This is a genomic window from Janthinobacterium sp. Ant5-2-1, assembly GCF_001445815.1.
Classification (GTDB): Bacteria; Pseudomonadota; Gammaproteobacteria; order Burkholderiales; family Burkholderiaceae_D; genus Janthinobacterium; species Janthinobacterium lividum_E.
Map to the genome: position 1 here is coordinate 80,798 of NZ_LNCE01000024.1, position 21,976 is coordinate 102,773.

The window sequence follows — 21,976 nt, forward strand, 5'->3', positions numbered from 1 at the left end:
AATGTTTATCGGTGGCTGCCTGAAAAAGTTGATAGGGAAAAACATTCTTTATTTTATTTTTTTACCCTCATTTTTCCCTGCTGCGGCACGCTAAACGACAGGGGCGGGAAAAACTTGAGGGTGGAAAAATGTTTATTTTCACTACTTTGCGCGCCGGCTTTCCTTGTCCAGCAGTCATGCCAGTCAGCGTTATCGTTCTGCAAAGCATCTATAAGCACCGCCTTTCCCCCCATACTCCTCGTCTTGGCGCGTGGCATAGCTGGTAATATTGTTACCAAATTGCACATTCCGCCTGCCGTGGCTGTCGTGGCAGCGCGATCTGGCCTAACTTCGAGCTTTTATGATAACGACTGATATGGACGCAAACAGCTCTGCCGCCGTGCCGCTGCCGCAAGACGTGACACAGACCATCAATGCGGCGCTGGACATGGCGCAGCAGCATTTGCGTGACGACGAGCTGGACGTTGCCGCACAACTGTTCCTGGCGGTCCTGGAGCTGGCGCCGCAGGAACCATTTGCCAATCGCCAACTCGGCTTGTTGTCCATGCGGGTTGGAGATGCGGCCGCTGCCGTGCCTTACTTTGCTGTCGTACTCGCGGCGCAACCTGAACAATCCACGAGCTGGCTCGACTATATTGAAGCGCTGATCCTGTCTGGTCAGCATGAAACGGCACAGCCCATGCTGGCGTTGGGGCGCCAGCATGGGCTCGATAGCCTGGATACGGACCGCTTGCAACAGGCATTGACCTTGCGCATGAATGGCATACCCGATGCGACAGCAACGCAGCCGGTGCCGCAAGAGACGCCGGCCGAGTCCGATCAGCCGGTCAATGCCCGTATGAATGTCCTATTCAATCAGCAGCGCTATCCGGAACTGGAACGCGAGGCGCGCGCGCTGACCCGCCGCAAGGCGAATGACGGCGTGGCCTGGAAGATGCTGGGACTGGCCTTGTTGATGCAGGGACACCTCCGCTCTGCACTGCCATGTATACAAAAGGCCATCCGGCTATTGCCGCGCGATGTGGAAGTGCAGAACAACATGGGACTGGTTCTGCAGGAATTGGGGCGGCTCGGCCCGGCGGAGCTCAGCTATCGCCGGGCGATCACCATGATGCCCGAGTTTTTCAGTGCCCATAGCAACTTGCTGATGCTGCAAAGTTACAGCGCCACGAGCGCCACTGGCCGCCATCTGGCCGAAGCCAAGCGTTACGGCAAAGCCGTGGCTTCCAGTGCCAGCAAGCCTTTCGAAACCTGGTCCTGCCGGCGCGACGCCGCGCGCTTGCGCATCGGCATCGTCTCGGGCGACCTGCGCAAGCATCCGGTCGGCTATTTTTTGGAAAGCATGCTGGCATCGCTGAACACGCGGCGAGTCGAACTGATCGCCTATCCCACCGTCATCAAGGTCGATGAGCTGACCGACCGCATTGCTCCTTATTTCTCCGCCTGGCGCCCCATTGTCGACAAGACAGACGAAGAGGCCGCGAAAATGATCGAAGCCGATGGCGTGCATGTCTTGCTCGACCTGGCCGGCCACACGGCCGATAACCGCCTGCCGCTGTTTGCCTGGCGGCCCGCCCCCGTGCAAGCCACCTGGCTCGGCTATTTCGCCACCACGGGCGTGCAGCAGATGGATTACCTGCTGGGCGACCGCTTTGTCGCGCCGCTGGAAGAGAGCGGGGCGTTCACGGAAACGCTGTGGCATATGCCGGACAGCTATCTTTGCTTCAGTCCGCCGGCCTTTGATATTTCCGTCAGCCCCTTGCCCGCCCTGGAAAACGGCTTTGTCACGTTTGCCTGCTTCAATAAACTGAACAAGATGAATGATGGCGTGGTGGCCGTGTGGGCTAGAGTGCTGCACGCCGTGCCCGGTTCCCGATTGCTGCTGCGAGCGCTGCAATTGAGTGACGCCGCCGTACGCAGCCGTACCATTGCCCGTTTTGCCAGTTGCGGCATCGGCGCCGAACGCTTGCAACTGGAAGGCGCCTTGCCGCGCGCCGAGCTGCTGGCCGCCTACCAGCAAGCCGACATCGTGCTCGATCCCTTCCCGTATCCAGGCGGCACTACCAGCATGGAAGCATTATGGATGGGTCTCCCCATCGTCACGCGTTGTGGTGAAAGTTTCCTGTCGCACCTGGGCGAGTCGATCATGCACAATGCGGGCTTGCCGGACTGGGTCGCCGCGGGTGATGATGAATATGTGGCCATTGCAGCCGAGAAGGCCGGCGACCTGGCGCAGCTGGCGGCCCTGCGCGCCGGCTTGCGCGAGCAGGTGCTGGCCTCGCCCCTGTACGACGCGCCCCGCTTTGCGCGCCATTTCGAAGACGCCATGTGGGGCATGTGGCAGGCGCGGATGGCTGTGATTGATAACGTAGGAGAACAATGATGGCCCGTACCACCCTGATTACCGGCGGCGCCGGCTTCCTCGGCTCGCACCTGTGCGACCGCATGATCGCCGATGGCCACGATGTGCTGTGCGTGGATAATTTCTACACGGGCAGCAAGGACAATATCCGCCACCTGCTGGGCCACAAGCGCTTCGAGCTGCTGCGCCACGACGTCTGGCTGCCGCTGTACGTGGAAGTGGACCGCATCTACAACCTGGCTTGCCCGGCCAGTCCCGTGCATTACCAGAACGACCCCACATCGACCACCAAGACCTCGGTGCTGGGCGCCATCAACATGCTGGGCCTGGCCAAGCGCAAGCGCGCGCGCATCCTGCAGGCGTCCACCTCGGAAGTGTATGGCGACCCGCAGGTGCATCCGCAGCGCGAGGATTACTGGGGCCACGTCAACCCGATCGGTCCGCGCGCCTGCTACGACGAGGGCAAGCGCTGCGCGGAAACCCTGTTTTTCGATTATCACCGCCAGTCGGCCGTGGATATCCGCGTCGTGCGCATCTTTAATACCTATGGCCCGCGCATGCATCCGAACGACGGCCGCGTCGTCAGCAACTTCATCGTGCAGGCGCTGCGCGGCGATCCGATCACCCTGTACGGCGACGGCCAGCAGACGCGCTCGTTCTGCTATGTCGACGACCTGATCGAAGGCATGGTCCGCATGATGAACCAGACGCAGGAAATCGGCCCCATGAATCTGGGCAATCCCGCCGAATTCACCATCCGCGAACTGGCCGAACTGGTGCTGCGCCTGACGGAATCGAAAAGCGAACTGGTCTTCCGCCCCTTGCCGGCCGACGACCCCGTGCGCCGCCAGCCCGATATCGCCAAGGCGCGCGCCGCCCTGGAATGGGAGCCGACGGTGAGCCTGCATGATGGATTGAAAGAAACCATCGCCTACTTCAAGAAAGTGATCTTTGCATGAAACAGCAATTGCTCCCGGCAGTGTGCCCGGTCTGCGCCCACACGGTGGCGGCAGCGTTTTTTGATGGCGGCCAGCAAGCCCTGGCTACCCTGGGCTGGCCGGCCAGCGCGGCCGAAGCGCAGGCAATGGCCGTGCAGCCGCACGATTTCGTGCAGTGCCCGCAGTGCACGCACGTATGGAACCGCGCGTTTTCCTATGACGCCATTCCCTACCAAAACAATCCTAACCGCATGTTCAACAAGGGCGGCATCTGGAAAGGCCACCTGGCCGATACGCGCGACGTGCTGCTGGCCCAGTTGCCGGCTTCGCCCACGGTGATCGACATCGGTTGCGGCGAAGGCCATTTCGTGCGCGCGCTGGCCGATGCCCGCAGCGAGCAGGGCCGTTTCATCGGTTTCGACCCGAATGCCACGCCGGAAACGGGCCGCGGCGTGGAGTTTCACGCGCGCTATTTCCAGCCGCTGCAGGACCTGCCCGAGTTCGCGCCTGATGCGCTGGTGATCCGCCATGTGCTGGAACACTTGACCGATCCGGCCGCGCTGGTGGAGCAGATGGCGTGGGCCGCCTCCCGTTCGGACAAGCCTTGCTGGCTGTTTGCCGAAGTGCCGTGCATTGACCGGGTCTTCGCCACGGGCCGCCTGGCCGATTTCTTCTATGAACACATGTCGCATTTCACGACGGAATCGTTCCGTACCCTGATGCAGCGGGCTGGCGAGGTGGTGCAGCTGGCGCATGGCTATGACGGCGAAGTCGTGTATGCGCTGGTGCGCCTGCAGATTCCGAAGGCCCTGCGCGAGCAGGCGCGCCACAGCAATGCGTTTGCCGTCGCCGCCCAGCGCAGCCGCAAGACCATTGCCGCCCAGCTCGATACCTTGGCCAGCGGCGGCCAGCGCGTGGCCATCTGGGGCGGCACGGGCAAGGCCGCCGCCTTCATGCACCAGTTCGGCGCTGACGCGCAGCGCTTCCCGCTGGTGGTCGATTCCGACCCGGACAAGGCCGGCACCTTCGTGCCGGGCCTGGGCCAGCAAATCGTCTACCGCGACGTGCTGAAAACAGATCCCGTCGACGTGGTCATCATCCCCACGCAGTGGCGCGCGCGCGATATCGCGGCGGAAATGGCGCGCGAGGGCATTATCGCCAAGTCCATCCTGATCGAGCACGAAGGCGGCTTGATCGATTTCTTTGCCGACGAGCATCCTTACCGCTGATGTTCCCCGCCAGGTGCCCAGCTGGCGCCGGAATGCAAAAATGCCGCTCGATGAGCGGCATTTTTATTGGCGCGTACCGCTTGAAGTGGTTCAGTCCGCCACCACCACGCGGTTCTTGCCCGTCTGCTTGGCCTGGTACATGGCGCGGTCGGCGCGCTTGACCAGTTCGGCCTGGTCTTCGTTGGGCAGGCGCAGGGCCACGCCGGCGGAAAAGGTGATCAGGACTTTCTCGTTGTCGTGCAGGAAGAAATGCCGGGTCAGCTCGCGCTGCAAGCGCGTCATCGTCGACGAGGCCGCCTCGACCGTGGTTTCCGGCAGCAGGATGAGGAATTCCTCGCCGCCGAAGCGGGCGATGACGTCCATCGAGCGCAGTGTTTCCTTGACGATTTTGACCAGGTGTTTCAAAGCGGCATCGCCGGCCAGGTGGCCATAGGTGTCGTTCAGTCGCTTGAAGTCGTCCAGGTCCAGCATGGCGATGCACAGCGGCGTGCCGCGGCGGTCGGAGCGGGCCGTCTCGCGTTCGAACACGTCGTCCAGGCCACGGCGGTTCAGGCTGCCTGTCAGCTGATCTTCCCGCACCAGTTCGCTCATGTGCTGGAGCTTTGCTTCCAGGGTGTGGATGCGCTGTTCCGCATCCTGCACTTCCTGGCGCGCCAGCACCATCTTGTCGCGTGCGCGCAAGGCCTCGTTCTGCACCATGCGCGTTTCGCGCAGGACTTCGTCGAGAACGCTGTTCAGTTCGCTGATATTTTCCGCCTGGCTGATCTTTTCCGAATAGCCGCCGATCTTTTCATGGAAGTCGCCCGTGCTGGCCGCCACTTGTCCCAGGCGGTCGATGAAGGTCATCATCATGTTCTTGACCGTCAGCTTGACGTCGGACAAGCTGTGCTTGAGCTGGCTTTGCTTGTAGATGACTTCTTTCAGGCTGCGCGTGGCGTCTTCCAGCGCGCGCTGGTCGAGCGGGCCGGCGATCAGGTTTTGCACGGCATCGACCTGGCCGCGCAGCCAGCTGTCGTCGTCCAGCAATTGGCTGACGTTGTCGAGCAGCAGCTTGAACAGGCGCAGCAGCAATTCCTGCTGCTCGGCCGTGTCGCCGCTTTTCAGTTCGATCTGGTAGCACAGCTGCTTCAGGCGCAGGGCCGCTTCGTTCAGCGCTTCTTCCGTATGGGCCTGCTTGATGGCCGCGCCCAGCGATTCGGCCTCTTCCACCAGCGCGGGCGTGCCCGTCAGCAAGGTGGCGACGGCAAAGCCCAGGGTACGGCTGAGCAATTCACGCAGGGTGCGCGTCTGTTCGCCGTCCGGCAGGGGCGGCAATTCGATGCCGCCGCCTTTCTTGACCTGTTTCTCCGCCAGCTGCGCCAGGGTGCGCGCATAGCTGTCCCAGTCGCGCGCCTTCAGGGCGCGCTGGAAACGCTTGCCAAAGTCGCCCAGTTCGCCCGCCGATTCGCTCATCTTGGCGGCGAATTGCGTCAGCACGTTTTCCGCGCCGCTCTCCGTGGGGGCGCTGGCGGCCAGCACCGCTCCCGGCGCAGCTGGCGTCTCGGCCGGTTCGCTGATGCCGGCGATTTCATTGTAGATATCGCGGTAGGCGCTCGGCGTCGGGGCGATGCGGCGCGTGGCCAGGCGGCGAAACGCTTCGCGGGCGATATCGGCCGGGTTCATCGCCGCGGCGGCGGTATTCGTGGCGCCAGCGGGAGCGCTTGCTGGTGAAGATGGCAATTTACTGGACATGTAGGCACAGCCTTTTCAGATATTTCTCATTATCCCCATGATATGCGAGTTGGCAAAGAACTTATTGTGCGAGAAGCAAGGAGAAGTCCTGTCAATTCGCCCGATGCCAGCGGGCATGCCGCTTTGCCGTCAATCCACCAGCTGGTTGCGGATGGCGTAATGCGTCAGTTCCGCGCTGTTCTTGAGTTTCATCTTGACCAGCAAGCGGGCACGGTATTCGCTGACGGTTTTCACGGACAATTTCAGTTCCTCGGCGATGGCGCCAACGGCCTTGCCCGAGGCGATCATGACGAGGGTCTGGTATTCGCGGTCCGACAAGGTGTCGTGCAAGGCCGTTTCGTGGTCTTCGCCCACCGTGTTGGCCAGTTCCTGGGCCAGCGAGGCGCTGATGTATTTCAAACCCTGCGCCACTTGGCGGATGGCCGTGACCAGCTCGCGCGGCGCGCTCTGTTTCGTCAGGTAGCCGGCCGCGCCCGCCTTGAGCGAACGGATGGCGTACTGGTCTTCGCGGTGCATGGACAGCATCAGCACGGCCAGTTCCGGTTTTTCCTTCTTGATCTGCTTGAGCACCTCGATGCCGCTGCGGTCGGGCAGGGAGATGTCGAGCAGCAATACCTGGCATTTCGAGCCGCGGAACAGTTTGATGGCGTCGTGGCCATTTTCGGCTTCGCCGGCCACGATGATGTCCTTCGTGTCGGCGAGGATTTGCTTCAAGCCTTCGCGCACGATCGCGTGATCGTCGGCGATGAATACCCGGATGGTGGCTTTTTCTTTCATGACTGCGTTGTTTCCTATCTAATTCACCCACTAGGCCGCGTCTGACGGCGGCCCGCTGTGCGCTGGCGCACTGGCTGCAGCCGCTATTATCGCCTCTCGCGCCGTGGTCAGCCGGATTTTTATGCTCAGGATGGTGCCGCCATCGGGCCCGTCCATCAGGCTCAAGGTGCCGCCCAGCGCGCTGGCCCGTTCGGCCATGCCGCGGATGCCGAACGACTGCGGCTTGGCGCGGTCGGACAGGCGCATGCCGACGCCATTGTCGGCGATCGACAGGCTGATATGCTGGCGCTGCCGGGCCAGGCGCACGCTGACCTTGCTCGCTTGCGCATGCTTGGCGATATTCGTCAGCGCCTCCTGGGCGATGCGGAACAGGCTGGTCGCCTGGTCGAGCTCCAGTTCGATGTGCTGGCGGTTGGAAATGAACTGGCATTCGATGCCGGCCTGGCGCGCGAATTCCTTGACTTGCCAGTCCAGCGCGGCGACCAGGCCCAGGTCCAGCATGGAGGGGCGCAAGTCCAGCGAAATGCGGTGCACGGCGTCGATGCTGCGGTCGACCAGGGCGTCGACATAGTCGGCTTTTTCCTGCAGTTGCGGGTCGTCCGGCGGCAGGCGGCGCGCCAGCATGGCCAAGGCCATCTTGATGGCCGTCAAGTTGCCGCCCAGGTCATCGTGCAATTCGCGCGCCAGGCGCGTGCGTTCGTGCTCCTTGACCTTGTCGATATGCGCCGTCAGCTCGGCCAGGCGGGCGCGCGACTGGCGCACTTCGATCTGCTCGAGCCGGCTTTCCGTGATATTCGTCATGATGCCTTCCCACTGCACCGTGCCGTCGGCCAGCGCGCGCGGCGTGGAGCGCAGGTTGATCCATTTGACGTCCTTCCAGGCATCGATCCAGATGCGGCCTTCCCAGTTCCAGCTCCACAAGGCGTTTTTTGAGGCCTGCATCGATTCCAGATACGAGGCGCGGTCGTCGGCCAGGATCAACTGGTAAAACAGTTCCGGGCGCGCGTGCAGCTGTGCCGGGCTCAGACCCAGCAGGGCCTGGCAACCGTCGCTCAGGTAGGCAAAGGACGCCCGTCCATCCGCATGCAGGCAGAACTGGTACACGAGGCCCGGCGTGTTCGACACGATGGCGTTGAAGCGCGACTGCACCTGCGCCAGAGCGGCGGCCGTCGCTTGCGGCGTGCGCAAGTCTTCGCCTTCGGCCAGGATCAGGGAGCGCCCCTGGCGGCTGGCGCGCGACAACTGCAGGCTGAGCGAATACAGGCTGCCATCGCGGCGGCGCTGCTGCACGTGCAGCCGGGCTTGCGAGCCGATGCTGTCGTCGAGGGTGGCCAGCACGGCGGCCAGTTGCTGCGCGTCGAGCTGCGGCGCCAGGGTGAAGGGCGTCATCGCCAGCAATTGCTTGCGCGCGTACTGCAAGTTGTCGCAGGCGGCATCGTTGGCATCCAGCAATTGCAAGCTGGCCGCATCAAACAGGTAGATTTCAGGCGCCGCCGCGCGCAGGGCGGGCGCCAGCCGGGGCGTGTCGTGCATGGAGTTGCCTTTCTTCATCAGCGGCGGGCGCGCCAGAAGGCGGCGAAGCGGCGCAGGACCCTGGCCGGGCGCGAATTATGGCGTCCTGGCGTGCCCTTGCGCAAGCGTTGCCACCAGGCACGGCGGGCGCGGCCCAGCGCGGCCGACAGCCGGCTGACTCGGCGCCATGGCCGCGTGGCGCGCAGGCGGGCGATCCAGCGATCCTTGGTTTCCATGAACAAGCCATGCCAGCGCGCAAACCACGGCAAGGTCAACAGGGTAGGGCGCGTCAGGCTGTACAGGCGCGCCACGGCGGCCGCGCCGCCCAGCTTGGCGATGACGATCACGCCGATGCCGGAAAACGCATGGCCGCGCGCGATCGCCAGCAGGGCCAGCAGCTTGACGGGAAACAGCAGCACGGCCGGCAGCACGAAGATGGCCAGCGCCCAGTACGGCGGCAGGCGCTTGATCCACGCTTCGAGCGCATGCAGGGGCGGAAATTGCGCGATCACCTGCATGATGCGCGCGCCTGTCGCCCACAGCCATTCCTCGATCAGCAGGAAGATGGCGGCCAGGTAGACCAGCGGCGCGAACAGCCAGCGCCTGACTCTGTAGAATTTTTTCATCCGTCTCCGTGTGCGGCCCACGTTTGCCGCGTTTGCCACGATGATACGTCAAAAAAGCCCGTTTGCCCCCGCATCCCGTGTGCCCGCGGCTCCCTGGCGGGGCTACAATAGACAGATGAATAAAGCCTTTGTAAAAGAATCCGACAACGACGACGATGAAGAAGCGGCCGCGCTGGCGCTGGCCATTCCCGCCGGCGCCAAGAACTACATCACGCCGGCCGGTTACCAGCGCATCAAGGAAGAGCTGCTGCAGCTGATCGACGTCGACCGTCCGGAAGTGGTGCGCATCGTCCATTGGGCGGCGTCGAATGGCGACCGTTCGGAAAATGGCGACTACATCTACGGCAAGCGCCGACTGCGCGAAATCGACCGCCGCATCCGCTTCCTCACCAAGCGCATGGACCTGGCCGCCATCGTCGACCCCAGCGTGCACCATGGCAACGACCAGGTGTTTTTCGGCGCCACGGTAACCTACCGCACCAGCGACGGCGAAACGCACACCATCACCATCGTCGGCATCGACGAGTTCGATCCCCTGAACGGCAAGATCAGCTGGGTCTCGCCCATGGCCCGCACCATCACCAAGGCGCGCGAAGGCGACGTGATCACCCTCACCACGCCACTGGGCGAGCAGGAACTGGAATTGCTGGAAGTGACGTATCCGGCACCTGGGGGAGCTTGAAGTGATGCGGGAAGCATGAAAAAACGGCTGGGCAGAGAATCTGGCCAGCCGTTTTTTAATTGCGCTCGCGCAGGATGCGGTTGACGCCCGCGACGCGCCGCACATTGCGCAGCAGGGCGGCCAGGTGGACCCTGTCCTTGACTTGCACGGTGAAGCGCAGCTGGTCGAGGACGTTGTCCTTGTCTTCGTCCATGCCCACATAGATGATGTTGGCGTCGGATTCGCCGATTTCGGCGGCGACTCTGGCGAGGATGCCCCGTTCGCTGTTGATCAGCACCTTGATGCGGCAGTCGAAGCGGCGGTTCAGTTCGGTTCCCCAGCGCACGGCGATCCAGCGGTCCGGTTCCTTGGCGCGCTGGCGTTTCGCTTGCGAGCAGTCGCTGGTGTGGACGAGCAAGCCCTGGTCGCGGCGCAGCTGGCCGATGATCTGGTCGCCAGGGATCGGCAAGCAGCATGGCGCCAGTTGCACGGAGACGCCTTCGCTGCCGCAGATGGTGACAGGGTCGAGCTCGCTGCCGCTGTTGTGTTCCACGGGCATGCTGGCCGCTTCGCCGCCGATCAAACCAAAAATGTGGCGCGCCACCAGGGTGGCCATGCGCTTGCCGATGCCGATGTCCGCGTACAACTCGTCCATGGAATTGGCGCTCGATTCGTTGAGCAGGCGTTCGACCAATGGCGCTTGCAGGTCGGCGTCGATGTTCAGGGTGTGCAGCGCTTGCGACAGCAATTGCTGGCCCAGGGCGATCGATTCGGGCAGGTTGATCGTGCGCAAATGGTGGCGGATGGCCGAACGGGCCTTGCCGGTGCGCACGAACGACAGCCACGTCGGGCTGGGGCGCGACGAGGAATCGGTGATGATTTCCACGATGTCGCCATTGTGCAGCTCGGTGCGCAGGGGCGAGGTTTCGTTGTTGATCTTGACGGCCACGGTCTGGTCGCCGATGCCCGTGTGGATCGAGTAGGCGAAGTCGATGGCCGTGGCGCCGCGCGGCAGGGCGATGATCTTCGACTTCGGCGTAAACACGTAGACGGAATCGGGGAACAGGTCGACCTTGACGTGTTCGAGGAATTCGGCCGAGTCGCCCGTCTGCTGCTGGATGTCGAGCAGGGATTGCAGCCACGCATGGGTGCGCTGCTGCAGGTCGGACGGGTTCGATTCGCCGCTCTTGTACAGCCAGTGCGCCGCCACGCCAGACTCGGCCGTGCGGTGCATTTCCTGCGTGCGGATCTGGAATTCCACGGGCGTGCCGTACGGGCCGATGACGGTCGTGTGCAGCGACTGGTAGCCGTTCAGCTTGCGGATCGCGATGTAATCCTTGAACTTGCCCGGCATCGGCTTGTACAGGCTGTGCAGGGTGCCCAGGGTCACGTAACAGTCGGCAAAGCTGCTCACCACCACGCGGAAGCCATACACGTCCAGCACTTGCGAGAACGACAAATGCTTGCTGCGCATCTTTTTATAGATGTCGTACAGCGTCTTTTCGCGGCCCGTGACGTCGGCCTCGAGCTCGGCCATGGACAAGGTGCTTTTCACCGCTTCCATGATCTTGTTGACCACTTCGCGCCGGTTGCCGCGCGCCGCCTTGACGGCTTTCGCCAGCGTGCGGTAGCGCATCGGGTACAGGTGCGAGAACGACAGGTCCTGCAGTTCGTGGTAGATGTTGTTCAGGCCGAGGCGGTGCGCGATCGGCACGTACACTTCCATGGTCTCGCTGGCGATGCGGCGCTTTTTTGCCGCCGTCATGAAGTCCAGCGTGCGCATATTGTGCAGGCGGTCGGCCAGCTTGATGAGGATCACGCGCACGTCGGAGGCCATGGCCAGCAGCATCTTGCGGAAGTTTTCCGCCTGCGCTTCGATCTGGCTCTGGAATTCGATCTTTTCCAGCTTCGACAGGCCGTCGACCAGGTGCGCCACGGGGGCGCCGAAGCGCTCGATCAATTCATCCTTCTTGACGTCCTGGTCTTCCATCACGTCGTGCAGCAGGGCGGCCATGATGGCTTGCGCGTCGAGCTTCCAGTCGGCGCAGATTTCGGCGACGGCGATCGGGTGCGAGATATACGGCTCGCCCGAGCGGCGCATCTGGCCCAGGTGCATTTCGTCGGAGAAGCGGTAGGCTTCCTTGACTTTTTTCAGGTCGGCAGGAGACAGGTATTCGGCCAGCTTGTCGGCCAGGTGGCTGACGGAAGCCACGCCGAGGGCTGGCGCTGGCGGTACTGCGGGGGTGTTGCTGCCGGACGTGCCGGCGCCGGGCGCGGAAGCGCCCTGCGATTTTGCCGCCTGGCGCGGGGCCAGGGGCGGCAGTGCTGCGGAAGTCGTGTCGGCTGGGGTCAGACTCATAAAACGTCGCGTTGCTTCACAGTGTGAATAAAGGATACGGTAGAACCAGGGGTCAGCACTGTTCCGGCACGCGGGTTCCCAATTACATCGGGACCTTTTTCAGCATTTCGATGCCGACTTTACCGGCAGCGATTTCACGCAGTGCGACAACGGTAGGCTTGTCCTTGGCTTCCACCTTAGGGGTGTGGCCTTGCAACAACTGACGTGCGCGATAAGTCGCAGCCAGGGTCAGCTGGAAACGGTTAGGGATCTGCTTCAGGCAATCTTCGATTGTGATACGGGCCATAGTAACTCCTAAATTTGTGTGCGTGGTGCTGTGTGAACTGGCGTGCAGAGACGATTATTCTGCGTGCAGGCCCAGCTGGGCGAATAGCGATGCGTTGCGGGCCGCTTGTTGCGCAAACCGGCAACGGGCCGCTCTCACGATCGCGCTCAGTTCGGACAAAGCGACCGTAAACTCTTCATTGATAATAACATACTCGAACTCGGGAGCGTGTGCGATTTCGCCGCCGGCCGCCAGCAGGCGGCGCGTGATCACGTGCGGCTCGTCCTGGCCGCGCTTGTTCAAGCGTTCTTCCAGCGCATCGATCGACGGCGGCAGGATGAAAATACCGGCCGCGCGGGGGAATTGCTTGCGTACCTGGCGCGCGCCCTGCCAGTCGATTTCCAGCAGGATGTCGGTGCCGGCGGCCATTTGCTGTTCCACCATGATGCGCGAGGTGCCGTAGTAATTGCCATGCACTTCCGCCCATTCCAGGAATTCGCCCTGGTCGGCGCGCGCGACAAAGTCTTCCGCCGTCGTGAAATAGTACTCGCGGCCGTGCTGCTCGCCCGGACGGGGCGCGCGCGTGGTGGTCGAGATCGACAGCTTAATGCCGGGCTCTTGCGCCAGCAATGCATTGACCAGTGTCGATTTGCCGGCGCCCGATGGCGCGGCGACCACGAACAGGCTGCCGGAGAAGGCGGTAGGGTGGCTCATGCGGATCTTTCCATATACGTGTGATGGCGGCGTGTGCGCTGCATGGGCGCCGCCCAATTCGGTATTTTACCAAGAGGCAAGGCGGCGAGCCAGCCCCGCGATGCGCCTTGCCGCCAGCCCTGCGCATATTTTGCTTGTTATCTTGAAGAAATAGTTATCTAATTTGGAATGCTTTTTTCTTGATAACTATTTGCCGACAGGATGCGCGCATGAAAAATTTCCCGTTTCTCAGTGTTGCCCAGGCCATGTTGCTGCTGCGCGTGGCCATCGCCGTGATGTTCATGGCGCACGCCATCACGCGCATCGCCAACGGCACCATTCCCCGCTTTGCCGGTTTCCTGGAAGACAAGGGATTTATCTGTGGCCTGGCCGTCGTGTGGGCGATTACCGTCGTCGAGATCGTTTGCGGCAGTTTGCTCATCGCCGGCAAATACACGCGCTGGGCGGCGGCCGGATTGATGGTCATCTGCGTCGGCGGCATCGCCCTCGTGCATGCGGCCAAGGGCTGGTTCGTGGGCGAACATGGCGCCGGCGGCGTGGAATACAGCATCGTGCTGTTTGTCGCCTGCGTCGTCATCGCCGCCAGCGACAGGGGGCGCGCCGGAGCGCACCTGGCCTGAGGCGGAGCGATTATTCCAGGTTCTGCACCTGTTCGCGCATCTGCTCGATCAGCAGCTTCAAGTCCATCGAGGCGTCGGCCAGTTCCTTGACTGACGCCTTGGCGCCCAGGGTATTGGCTTCGCGGTTGAGTTCCTGCATCATGAAGTCGAGGCGCTTGCCCACTTGCCCGCCCTTGGTGAGGATGTGGCGCGTTTCGCCCAGGTGGGCCGACAGGCGCGCCAGTTCTTCCGACACGTCGATGCGGATGCCGTACAAAATCACTTCCTGGCGGATGCGTTCCATGGCGTCCTGGCGCGACAGGGCCGAATTCGAGCCCTGGCTGGCCAGGCCCAGCGCATCCTGCATGCGCTCGATGGCTTTTTGCTGGAAGGCCGCCACCACTTGCGGTATCAATGGCGTGATGCGCTTGACGATGGCTTCCATCGCTTCGATGCGCGACACGAGCACGGCTTCGAGCGCCGCGCCTTCGCGCTTGCGGCTGTCGACGAAGGCGGCCACGGTGCGCTTGGTCAGCGCGCCCACGTCCGCCTGCAATGATTCCTGCCCCACTTGCGCTTCTTCGATGACGCCTGGCCAGCGCAGCAGTTCGGCCACCGTCATGACGGGGGCGGAGACAAAATGCTGGCCCACTTCGGCTTGCAGGCGCGCCAGTTCCGTCAGCAGGGGCAGGTTCAGCGCCTGCGTGCCGTTTGTGGCGGCCTTGCGGCCAAAGCTCAGGCGTACCTCGACTTTGCCGCGCGTGATGGCGGACATGACGGCGGCGCGCAAATCAGGCTCCAGAGCCCGCAGATCGTCGTTGATCCGGAATTGCAGGTCGAGAAAGCGCGAGTTGACGCTCTTGATTTCAATTGTCAGTGTGCCTGCAGCACCTTCGCTGGTGGCAACCGCGTAGCCTGTCATGCTTGAAATGCTCAAAGGATTCCCCGATTTGGTCTTGTATACAGTCACTTATACACTTAATCAGCCAGCGCAGGCAATACCGCCCGCGCCGCAAAACAGGACCGAAGTGCTCGATGGCCTGGAAATTGCTGAATAGTGTGCGTTTTACGGCATTGTAAAGAAAATTGTGTTTGGCGGGGCAGGATTGTATGGATCATGTGTGCGCCGCCCGCCATTGCGCCTTGCGCTGTTGCATGGCCGCAAATAGACGGGCGCGCGGTGGTAGAATCGCTGCCGCAACCCCAATCACACAGGACATCCCCATGACATTCGAATCCCGCCCGAGCGGCCGCGCCGTCGATGCGCTGCGCGCCATCCGCATCACCCGCCAGTACACCAAGCATGCCGAAGGCTCGGTGCTGATCGAGTGCGGCGACACCAAGGTCATCTGCACCGCCAGCATCGAAGACAAGGTGCCGGGCTTCCTGAAGGGCAAGGGCCAGGGCTGGTTGACGGCCGAGTACGGCATGCTGCCGCGCTCGACGCACACGCGCATGGACCGCGAAGCGGCGCGCGGCAAGCAGTCCGGCCGCACGCAGGAAATCCAGCGCCTGATCGGCCGCTCGCTGCGCGCCGCCTTCGATTTGCAGGCGTTCGGCGAACGCACCCTGCACCTCGATTGCGACGTCATCCAGGCCGACGGCGGCACGCGCACGGCCTCGATCACGGGCGCCATGGTGGCCGCGTATGACGCGTTTTCCCAGCTGCAGGCGCGCGGCGCGATTGCCGCCATCCCCGTGAAAAGCTTTGTTGCCGCCATCTCGGTGGGCGTCTACCAGGGCATGCCGGTGCTGGACCTGGACTATGTGGAAGACTCGGGCTGCGACACGGACATGAACGTGGTGATGACGGAAGCGGGCCACTTCATCGAAGTGCAGGGCACGGCCGAAGGCGCCGCGTTCGACCGCGCCGGCATGAACCGTTTGCTGGACCTGGCGCAAGGCGGCATCGCCGATCTGATCGCCCTGCAAAAGCAAGCCCTCGGCATGTAATCTTTACACAGATTTACATGTCATTGCCCGCCGCGCCGGGCAAAAAGCTCACGCCTGCCGCTTCTTGCGGCAGCGGCGTGGCAAGGTGAGGGGAGCGCAAAAGGTTTACAATGTCGGCACTTCAACCGGACTACTGACATGACCCAACGCCTCATCCTCGCCTCCAACAACGCCGGCAAGCTCAAGGAATTCAACGAGCTGCTCTCGACCATCGGTTTTTCCGTCCACGCCCAGGGCGAGTATGACGTCCCGGAAAGCGACGAGCCGTTCCACACTTTCGTTGAAAACGCCCTGCAAAAGGCGCGCCACGCGTCGCGCCTGACAGGCTTGCCGGCGCTGGCCGACGATTCGGGCGTGTGCGTCAATGCGCTCGGCGGCGCGCCGGGCGTGTACTCGGCCCGCTATGCGGGCGAGCCGAAATCGGATGCGGCCAACAGCGCCAAGCTGATCGCCGACCTCGAGGCGCATGCCGACAAGTCCGCGTATTACTACTGCGTGCTGGTGTACGTGCGCCATGCGGACGACCCGCAGCCGGTGATCGCCGACGGCCGCTGGAATGGCGAAATGATCGCCACCCCGCGCGGCAATGGCGGCTTCGGCTACGATCCGCATTTCTATCTTCCCGCGCTGGGCAAGTGCGCGGCCGAACTGACGTCCGATGAAAAGAACGCGCTGTCGCACCGTGGCCAGGCCCTGCGCGCGCTGGTGGAAAAGCTGCGATGATCCCGATCAAACTGGTGGGCGCCGTTGCCAAGTCGGCAGCCAGGCCCGGTGCCGCTCCCGCGCCGCAGGAAGGCATTTCCGGCGCGGCCGGGGCGGCCCTGAAATACCTGCAGCCGGGCGCGCTGAACCTGACGGCCCTGCCGCCGCTGTCGCTGTACATCCATTTCCCGTGGTGCGTGAAAAAATGCCCGTATTGCGACTTCAATTCGCACGAGGTGCGCGGCGACTTGCCGGAAGCGGAATATCTGGCCGCCCTGCGGCTGGACCTGGAAATGGCGCTGCCGCTGATCTGGGGCCGCAAGATCCACACCATTTTCATCGGCGGCGGCACGCCCAGCCTGATGTCGGCGGCGGGCCTGGACCGCCTGATGTCGGACGTGCGCACCTTGCTGCCACTGGAGCCCGATTGCGAAATCACCATGGAAGCCAATCCGGGCACCTTTGAAGCGGAAAAATTCAAGTCCTACCGGGCCAGCGGCATCAACCGTTTGTCGATCGGCATCCAGAGCTTCAATGGCCGCCATTTGCAGGCGCTGGGACGCATCCACGACGACAACGAGGCGCGCCGGGCGGTGGAGATCGCGCACGCCAACTTCGACAATTTCAATCTCGACCTGATGTATGCGTTGCCCACGCAGACGCTGGACGAGGCGCGGCAGGACCTGGAAACGGCGCTGTCGTTCGCGCCGCCACACCTGTCGCTGTATCACCTGACGCTGGAGCCGAACACCTTGTTCGCCAAGTATCCGCCCGTGCTGCCGGACGACGACGAGAGCGCCGACATCGCCGACATGGTCGCCGCGCGCGCGGCGCAGGCGGGCTACGGCCGCTATGAAGTGTCGGCTTATGCGCAGCCGGGCCGCCAGGCAAAGCACAACCGCAATTACTGGGAATTCGGCGACTACCTGGGCATTGGCGCGGGCGCGCATTCGAAGATCTCGTTCCCGCACCGCGTGCTGCGCCAGGCCCGCTACAAGCAGCCGCGCGCCTACATGGACGCGGTACTGGCCGGTAAGCCGGTGCAGGAAGAGCGCGAACTGGCGCGCGAGGAAATGGGTTTTGAATTCATGCTCAATACCCTGCGCCTGACGCAGGGCTTTGCGCCGAACCTGTTCGCCGAGCGCACGGGCCTGGCCCTCAACGCCATCGAGCAGCCGCTCAATGCGGCCGAAGCGAAAGGCTTGCTGTACCGCGACCACCAGGTCATCCGCCCGACGGAACGGGGATTGTGCTTCCTGAACGATTTGCAGCAGATGTTCCTGGAAGATTAATGCGTGGTGACGGCGCGCAGGCGCTGCAGCTTGGCCGCATAGAGCGTGTGGTCGCCGCGCGTGGTGCTGTTGCTCATCGCCAGTTCCAGCTGCTTGCCGGCCTGCTCCAGCTGGCCCAGGCGCGCATAGGCTTGCGCCAGCCAGAAGTGGAATTCGTGGTAGTACGGGTCGCGCGCGATTTCACGTGAAAACAGCTGTATCGCCCGCACGTAATCGTTTTGCTGCATGGCCGCCTTGCCCAGGTTGAAGTAGTGGAAGGGCGGCTGCGGCTGCAGCGCCAGCAGGCGCCGGCGCAGCGGCAGCGCTTCATCGGGCAGCCCGGACGCTTCCAGCGCCTGTGCCAGGTTCGACAGCAGCACCGTGTTGTCCGGCGCGCGTATCAGCGCATGGGCGAGCGTGCGCCGCGCCGCGGCCAGGTCGCCATGGCGGAACTGGATCACGCCCAGGGTGTTGTAGGCGCCGCTGAACGAGGGATCTTGCAGCAGTGCGGCCCGGGCCCACCAGTACGCCTGGTCCAGCTGGCCCTCGCTCATGGTTTCGGCGGCGCGGTTGTTCATGTACATGGCGAGCACGGTCGCTTCGCTGATTTCGCGCGTGCGGTAGCCCGCCACGTCGCCGGACGGCAGGAAGTCGATCACCAGCGTGCCCTTGGTATCGTAGTTATTCCGGTTTTCGCCCAGGCGCTGGCCCAGCACCAGGTTGACGTGGCCGGCGACAAAATACATGTCGCCGCTGCGGCTCCAGCTTTCCTCGCCCAGCACCTCCTGGTAGCGCACCTGCAAACCCAATTCATGCGCCAGCGCCGCCGTCATGATCACCAGCGACAGGCAGTTGCCCTGGCGCGCGGCAAACGTTTCGCGCGCATTGCGGGTCATGGCCGCATCGTATTCGAGTTTCAGCCTGCTCTTGTCGTACAGGGCGTCATAGAGCGCCGCGCGGTTATTCTTGTTGCGCGCCTCGCGCCGCACTTGCGTGCCCACATACTGGCGCATGGTCTCGTCGATGGCAAAGACCTGGCTGGCGTCAATGGCGGCGGCCGGCGCGAAATCGCTGTCGTTGAAGATGGGGGGCAGGCTGGCGGGCGGTGCGACGCTGCAAGCCGCCAAAGCGCCGCAGAGCAGGGCGGCGCCCAGATGCTTGAAACAACGGGCGGCAACAAGATAGGGGCGCATGGTCTCTCCCTGGAGGCGCCGGCTGTCTCATGTCGCGGTGGCGCGCCAGTCCCACCTGAAACCAGTATCGGCGCGCCTGGCGCCGCTGTCAAATAGTTTCAAGCGCCTTGCCGCCGCCGGCGCGGCGCTTGAAACTGTGCTTGAAAGCCGGGCTTAAAATTCTTCCCAGTCGTCGCCGGCGATGTGCGATGGCGTTTTGTGCGCCGCAGCACCGGCCGCCTTCGGCGCTGCCGGTTTGCTTGCCTTGGCCTCGGGGGAGCGTGGCGCGAGCCTTGGCGTGCTGGCAATGGCCGTCTTGGCCGGCCGTGCGGCGCGCACCGGCGCAGTAGCAGTCATGTGTTCGAGCTGGAAGCCGGCCGCCACTTGCGCCAGGCGCGCCGCCTGGTCCTGCATGCTTTCGGCCGCGGCCGCCGCTTCTTCCACCAGGGCCGCATTCTGCTGCGTCACCTGGTCCATTTGCGCGATGGCCTGGTTGACCTGGTCGATACCCATGCTTTGCTCGGCGCTGGCGGCCGTGATCTCGGCCATGATGTCGGTCACCCTGCGCACGCTGTCGACCACTTCGCCCATGGTGCTGCCGGCCTGATGCACCAGCCGCGTACCGTTGTTGACCTGTTCCACCGAGTCGCCGATCAGGGTCTTGATTTCGCGCGCCGCAGCAGCCGAGCGCTGCGCCAGACTGCGTACTTCCGTGGCGACGACGGCAAAGCCGCGTCCCTGCTCGCCGGCGCGCGCCGCTTCGACGGCCGCGTTCAATGCCAGGATATTCGTCTGGAAGGCGATGCCGTCGATGACGCCGATGATGTCGACGATTTTCGTCGATGCCGTATCGATGGCGCCCATGGTGTCGACCACCTGGCTGACGATGCTGCCGCCCCGTTCGGCAACGCCGGAGGCGGCCACCGCCATCTGGTTGGCTTGTCGCGCATTGTCCGCATTCTGCTTGACGGTGCTGGTCAGTTCTTCCATCGACGACGCCGTCTCTTCCAGCGAGCTGGCTTGCTGCTCCGTGCGCGCCGACAGATCCTGGTTGCCGGCGGCGATTTCGCCCGACGCCGTGGCAATCGCATTGGTGCCCGTCTGGACTTCCGACACCACCTTGCGCAGCGCCTCGTTCATGCCGTGCAGCGCGCGCATCAGGTCGCCGATTTCATCGCTGGCGGCTTTACCGAAATGCGTGCGCAAGTCGCCGTCGGCCACCGTTTCGGCCACTTTCACGGCGGCCTTCAACGGTTGCGTGATCGAGCGCGTGATCAGCCAGGCACAGACGCTGCCCAGCGCCACCACCAGCGCGCACAAGGTCAGCAGCAGGGTGAAGCTGCGCCCGTTGGCCGCCTCGATGGCGTGCGCCGTGGCGTCGATGGCCTGGCGCTGCTGCGACAGCAGGGCCTTGACGTTGTTCTGGTACTTGGCGGCCGCGGGGGCAAAGCTGTCGCGGTAGGCGCTTTCCGCCTGCGCCGCGTTGCCGGCCTTGCGCGCATTCATCACCAGTGTCTTGGCATCCTGGTACTTGACGCGCTCGGCGATGGACGCCTTGAAAATGGCTTTTTCTTCATCGCTGTCGAGCAGCGCTTCGATTTTCTTCAGCAGTTCGCTGCCCTGTTTGGTGCTGTCGGCGATGGTGTCGGCAAACACGCTGGACAGGGTTTCGTCCGTGCTTTTGGCGATCATCGAGGTGCGCGCGATGGCCGAGTAAATCAGCACGTACCAGTCCGATACGAGGCGTTCCTTGGCCAGCGGTTTTTCCATCATTTGCCGCGTTGCGTCGGCATTCACGTGGGCGCTGTACAGCGCGTACGAGGTGGAAATCACGGAGAGCAGCAGCACCAGCGCAAAGCCTGCAGCCAGGCGCGTGCCGATACGAAGGTGGGAGAGGGCGTGCATGGTCGGAACTCCTGTCGCAGAGGGGATTTAAATTGCCTGTGCGACATAGTATGCACTGAGAAGTGACCAAGAGGCGAGGGAAACGCGCGCTTGTTTTTGCGCCTGTTGCAGCCACGCCCGTGCTACAGATCGCCCGCCTGGCGCAAGTCCGGCTGCTCGGCCCAGCGGGCGAAGGCGGCCGCCATGCGTTCGCTTTCCGCGATGGCGCGGCGCCAGTCGCGCATGCGCGCCGCGTGGTCCTGGCCGTAATGGGGGAAGTCGCGCCGGTCCGGCAGTTTGCCATTGGGCAGGCTGGCCACGAAGGCGGGCGAAGGCGAGACGAGGATCATGTTGTCGAGTGCGCTGTCGCCGCTGCGCGCGCGACGCCAGGGCATGGCCTTGTCCAGCCAGCCCGGCACGATATGGTCGGCAAAATGCGGGTACAGCACCAGGTCCGGTTCACGCTGGTAGGGCAGGTGCAGATGATAGTCGACCAGGCCGCCGTCCCAGTAGCGCCCGGGCGGCGCGCCCACGATGTCCGTGACCGCATCGAGTACCAGCGGGATGGAGCCGGAGGCCAGCAGCGCGTCGCGCAGGTTGTTTTGCGCCAGCGGCACGAAGTGGGAATGAAAGGCGTCGAAGCGCGAGCGCAGCCAGCTGGCGCCGTCCGGTCCGGCATGGAACACGGCGCGTTCCAGCGACGCGGCCAGACGCGCGCGCGCCACGGCGTTGCCGGCGGCCGCCAGCAGGAAGCCGCGCCGGTCGCGCCATTTGCCTGGCTGCGCCAGCGCGCCGATGCCGCGCACGGCCAGCACCGACAGGCTGTGGTGCTCGTGCTGTAGCAGCTGCGCGTCCTGGCCGTCGAGGACGGCGTCGAGCAGGGCGCGACACGTGCGGCTGACGTGCGCCGCCTCGGGTTTGTCGGGATAGCGCTGGCCCACGTATTCGCGCACCAGGCGGCGCTGTGCGGCCACCGGGTCGGGGAATACGCCGGCGGCCATGCGCCAGGCGCCGATCGAGGCGCCGACGAAGTGGCGCTGGCGTGGCGCCTGCGGTAGAAAATCGCCGAACAGCCAGCAATCGAGCTGGTGCAGGATCAAGCCTTTCGGCCCGCCCGCGGCGGCAGGGACGATGGCAATGTCGCTGGCGCGCACTCCGTGTTCGGCGATGCGCGTCCGGGCGCGGCGGCCCAGGCGGATGGTGATCGGTGATTGCATGAGT

The 21,976-nt window shown here is 63.7% G+C and carries 19 protein-coding genes; 8 read left to right on the forward strand and 11 right to left on the reverse strand.

The window, feature by feature from the left end; translation table 11 throughout:
• The first annotated feature begins 355 nt into the window (after window positions 1–355).
• The 3 genes from ASN89_RS08960 to ASN89_RS08970 are packed head-to-tail and all read left to right on the forward strand — an operon-like array spanning window position 356 to window position 4,529.
• Window positions 356–2,383 (forward strand): tetratricopeptide repeat protein, encoded by a 2,028-nt coding sequence (locus tag ASN89_RS08960; protein WP_058049027.1) that lies wholly within the window; start codon window positions 356–358, stop codon window positions 2,381–2,383.
• Window positions 2,380–3,321 (forward strand): UDP-glucuronic acid decarboxylase family protein, encoded by a 942-nt coding sequence (locus tag ASN89_RS08965; RefSeq protein ID WP_046685913.1) that lies wholly within the window; start codon window positions 2,380–2,382, stop codon window positions 3,319–3,321. Before ASN89_RS08960 ends, ASN89_RS08965 begins: the two co-directional genes overlap by 4 nt.
• On the forward strand, window positions 3,318–4,529 hold the full coding sequence (locus tag ASN89_RS08970) for a class I SAM-dependent methyltransferase (RefSeq protein WP_058049028.1): 1,212 nt from the start codon (window positions 3,318–3,320) through the stop codon (window positions 4,527–4,529). Before ASN89_RS08965 ends, ASN89_RS08970 begins: the two co-directional genes overlap by 4 nt.
• A gap of 90 nt (window positions 4,530–4,619) precedes the next feature.
• Here ASN89_RS08970 and ASN89_RS08975 read toward each other — a convergent pair whose 3' ends face one another.
• The 4 genes from ASN89_RS08975 to ASN89_RS08990 all read right to left on the reverse strand — a co-directional run bounded on the left by ASN89_RS08975 (window position 4,620) and on the right by ASN89_RS08990 (window position 9,175).
• Window positions 4,620–6,191 (reverse strand): diguanylate cyclase, encoded by a 1,572-nt coding sequence (locus ASN89_RS08975; protein WP_046685911.1) that lies wholly within the window; start codon window positions 6,189–6,191, stop codon window positions 4,620–4,622.
• A 198-nt stretch (window positions 6,192–6,389) separates the two neighbouring features.
• On the reverse strand, window positions 6,390–7,037 hold the full coding sequence (locus ASN89_RS08980; protein WP_034753998.1) for a response regulator transcription factor: 648 nt from the start codon (window positions 7,035–7,037) through the stop codon (window positions 6,390–6,392).
• Between the two features lie 30 nt (window positions 7,038–7,067).
• Complete coding sequence (locus tag ASN89_RS08985) at window positions 7,068–8,570, reverse strand: sensor histidine kinase (protein WP_235501918.1); 1,503 nt, start codon at window positions 8,568–8,570, stop codon at window positions 7,068–7,070.
• Between the two features lie 17 nt (window positions 8,571–8,587).
• The gene (locus ASN89_RS08990; RefSeq protein ID WP_058049029.1) at window positions 8,588–9,175 is read right to left on the reverse strand and encodes a hypothetical protein; all 588 of its coding nucleotides are present in this window, start codon (window positions 9,173–9,175) and stop codon (window positions 8,588–8,590) included.
• Window positions 9,176–9,290: 115 nt separating this feature from the next.
• On the opposite strand from ASN89_RS08990, the gene greB reads away from it, so the two are divergent.
• On the forward strand, window positions 9,291–9,857 hold the full coding sequence (gene greB, locus ASN89_RS08995) for a transcription elongation factor GreB (RefSeq protein WP_058049030.1): 567 nt from the start codon (window positions 9,291–9,293) through the stop codon (window positions 9,855–9,857).
• Between the two features lie 55 nt (window positions 9,858–9,912).
• Here greB and ASN89_RS09000 read toward each other — a convergent pair whose 3' ends face one another.
• The 3 genes from ASN89_RS09000 to gmk form a co-directional block, all read right to left on the reverse strand.
• Window positions 9,913–12,195, reverse strand: a complete 2,283-nt coding sequence (locus tag ASN89_RS09000; RefSeq protein ID WP_046685908.1) for a RelA/SpoT family protein — start codon at window positions 12,193–12,195, stop codon at window positions 9,913–9,915.
• An 82-nt stretch (window positions 12,196–12,277) separates the two neighbouring features.
• A complete protein-coding gene (rpoZ, locus tag ASN89_RS09005; protein WP_010400723.1) occupies window positions 12,278–12,481 on the reverse strand; it encodes a DNA-directed RNA polymerase subunit omega in 204 nt (67 codons plus the stop codon).
• A gap of 54 nt (window positions 12,482–12,535) precedes the next feature.
• Window positions 12,536–13,174 (reverse strand): guanylate kinase, encoded by a 639-nt coding sequence (gene gmk, locus ASN89_RS09010; RefSeq protein ID WP_080753685.1) that lies wholly within the window; start codon window positions 13,172–13,174, stop codon window positions 12,536–12,538.
• A gap of 209 nt (window positions 13,175–13,383) precedes the next feature.
• On the opposite strand from gmk, the gene ASN89_RS09015 reads away from it, so the two are divergent.
• On the forward strand, window positions 13,384–13,794 hold the full coding sequence (locus tag ASN89_RS09015) for a DoxX family protein (RefSeq protein WP_082654489.1): 411 nt from the start codon (window positions 13,384–13,386) through the stop codon (window positions 13,792–13,794).
• 10 nt (window positions 13,795–13,804) lie between these two features.
• Here the strand turns inward: ASN89_RS09015 and ASN89_RS09020 are convergent, their stop codons facing one another.
• The gene (locus ASN89_RS09020; RefSeq protein WP_046685906.1) at window positions 13,805–14,695 is read right to left on the reverse strand and encodes a YicC/YloC family endoribonuclease; all 891 of its coding nucleotides are present in this window, start codon (window positions 14,693–14,695) and stop codon (window positions 13,805–13,807) included.
• A 302-nt stretch (window positions 14,696–14,997) separates the two neighbouring features.
• Here ASN89_RS09020 and rph point away from each other — a divergent pair, with 302 nt between their 5' ends.
• The 3 genes from rph (at window position 14,998) to hemW (ending at window position 17,720) form a co-directional block, all read left to right on the forward strand.
• Window positions 14,998–15,726, forward strand: a complete 729-nt coding sequence (rph, locus tag ASN89_RS09025; RefSeq protein ID WP_046685905.1) for a ribonuclease PH — start codon at window positions 14,998–15,000, stop codon at window positions 15,724–15,726.
• Window positions 15,727–15,864: 138 nt separating this feature from the next.
• Window positions 15,865–16,449: an RdgB/HAM1 family non-canonical purine NTP pyrophosphatase gene (gene rdgB, locus ASN89_RS09030; protein ID WP_046685904.1), complete on the forward strand. Its 585-nt coding sequence runs from the start codon at window positions 15,865–15,867 to the stop codon at window positions 16,447–16,449.
• Window positions 16,446–17,720 (forward strand): radical SAM family heme chaperone HemW, encoded by a 1,275-nt coding sequence (hemW, locus tag ASN89_RS09035; protein WP_058049031.1) that lies wholly within the window; start codon window positions 16,446–16,448, stop codon window positions 17,718–17,720. Before rdgB ends, hemW begins: the two co-directional genes overlap by 4 nt.
• Here hemW and ASN89_RS09040 read toward each other — a convergent pair.
• From ASN89_RS09040 to ASN89_RS09050, 3 genes are all read right to left on the reverse strand, one after another.
• On the reverse strand, window positions 17,717–18,892 hold the full coding sequence (locus ASN89_RS09040; RefSeq protein WP_046685902.1) for a tetratricopeptide repeat protein: 1,176 nt from the start codon (window positions 18,890–18,892) through the stop codon (window positions 17,717–17,719). The genes hemW and ASN89_RS09040 overlap by 4 nt on opposite strands.
• Window positions 18,893–19,045: 153 nt before the next feature.
• Window positions 19,046–20,776 carry a methyl-accepting chemotaxis protein gene (locus tag ASN89_RS09045; protein ID WP_046685901.1) on the reverse strand — a complete coding sequence of 577 codons (1,731 nt, stop codon included), beginning with the start codon at window positions 20,774–20,776 and terminating at the stop codon, window positions 19,046–19,048.
• 122 nt (window positions 20,777–20,898) lie between these two features.
• Window positions 20,899–21,972 (reverse strand): FabD/lysophospholipase-like protein, encoded by a 1,074-nt coding sequence (locus tag ASN89_RS09050; protein WP_046685900.1) that lies wholly within the window; start codon window positions 21,970–21,972, stop codon window positions 20,899–20,901.
• Between the last annotated feature and the right edge of the window lie 4 nt (window positions 21,973–21,976).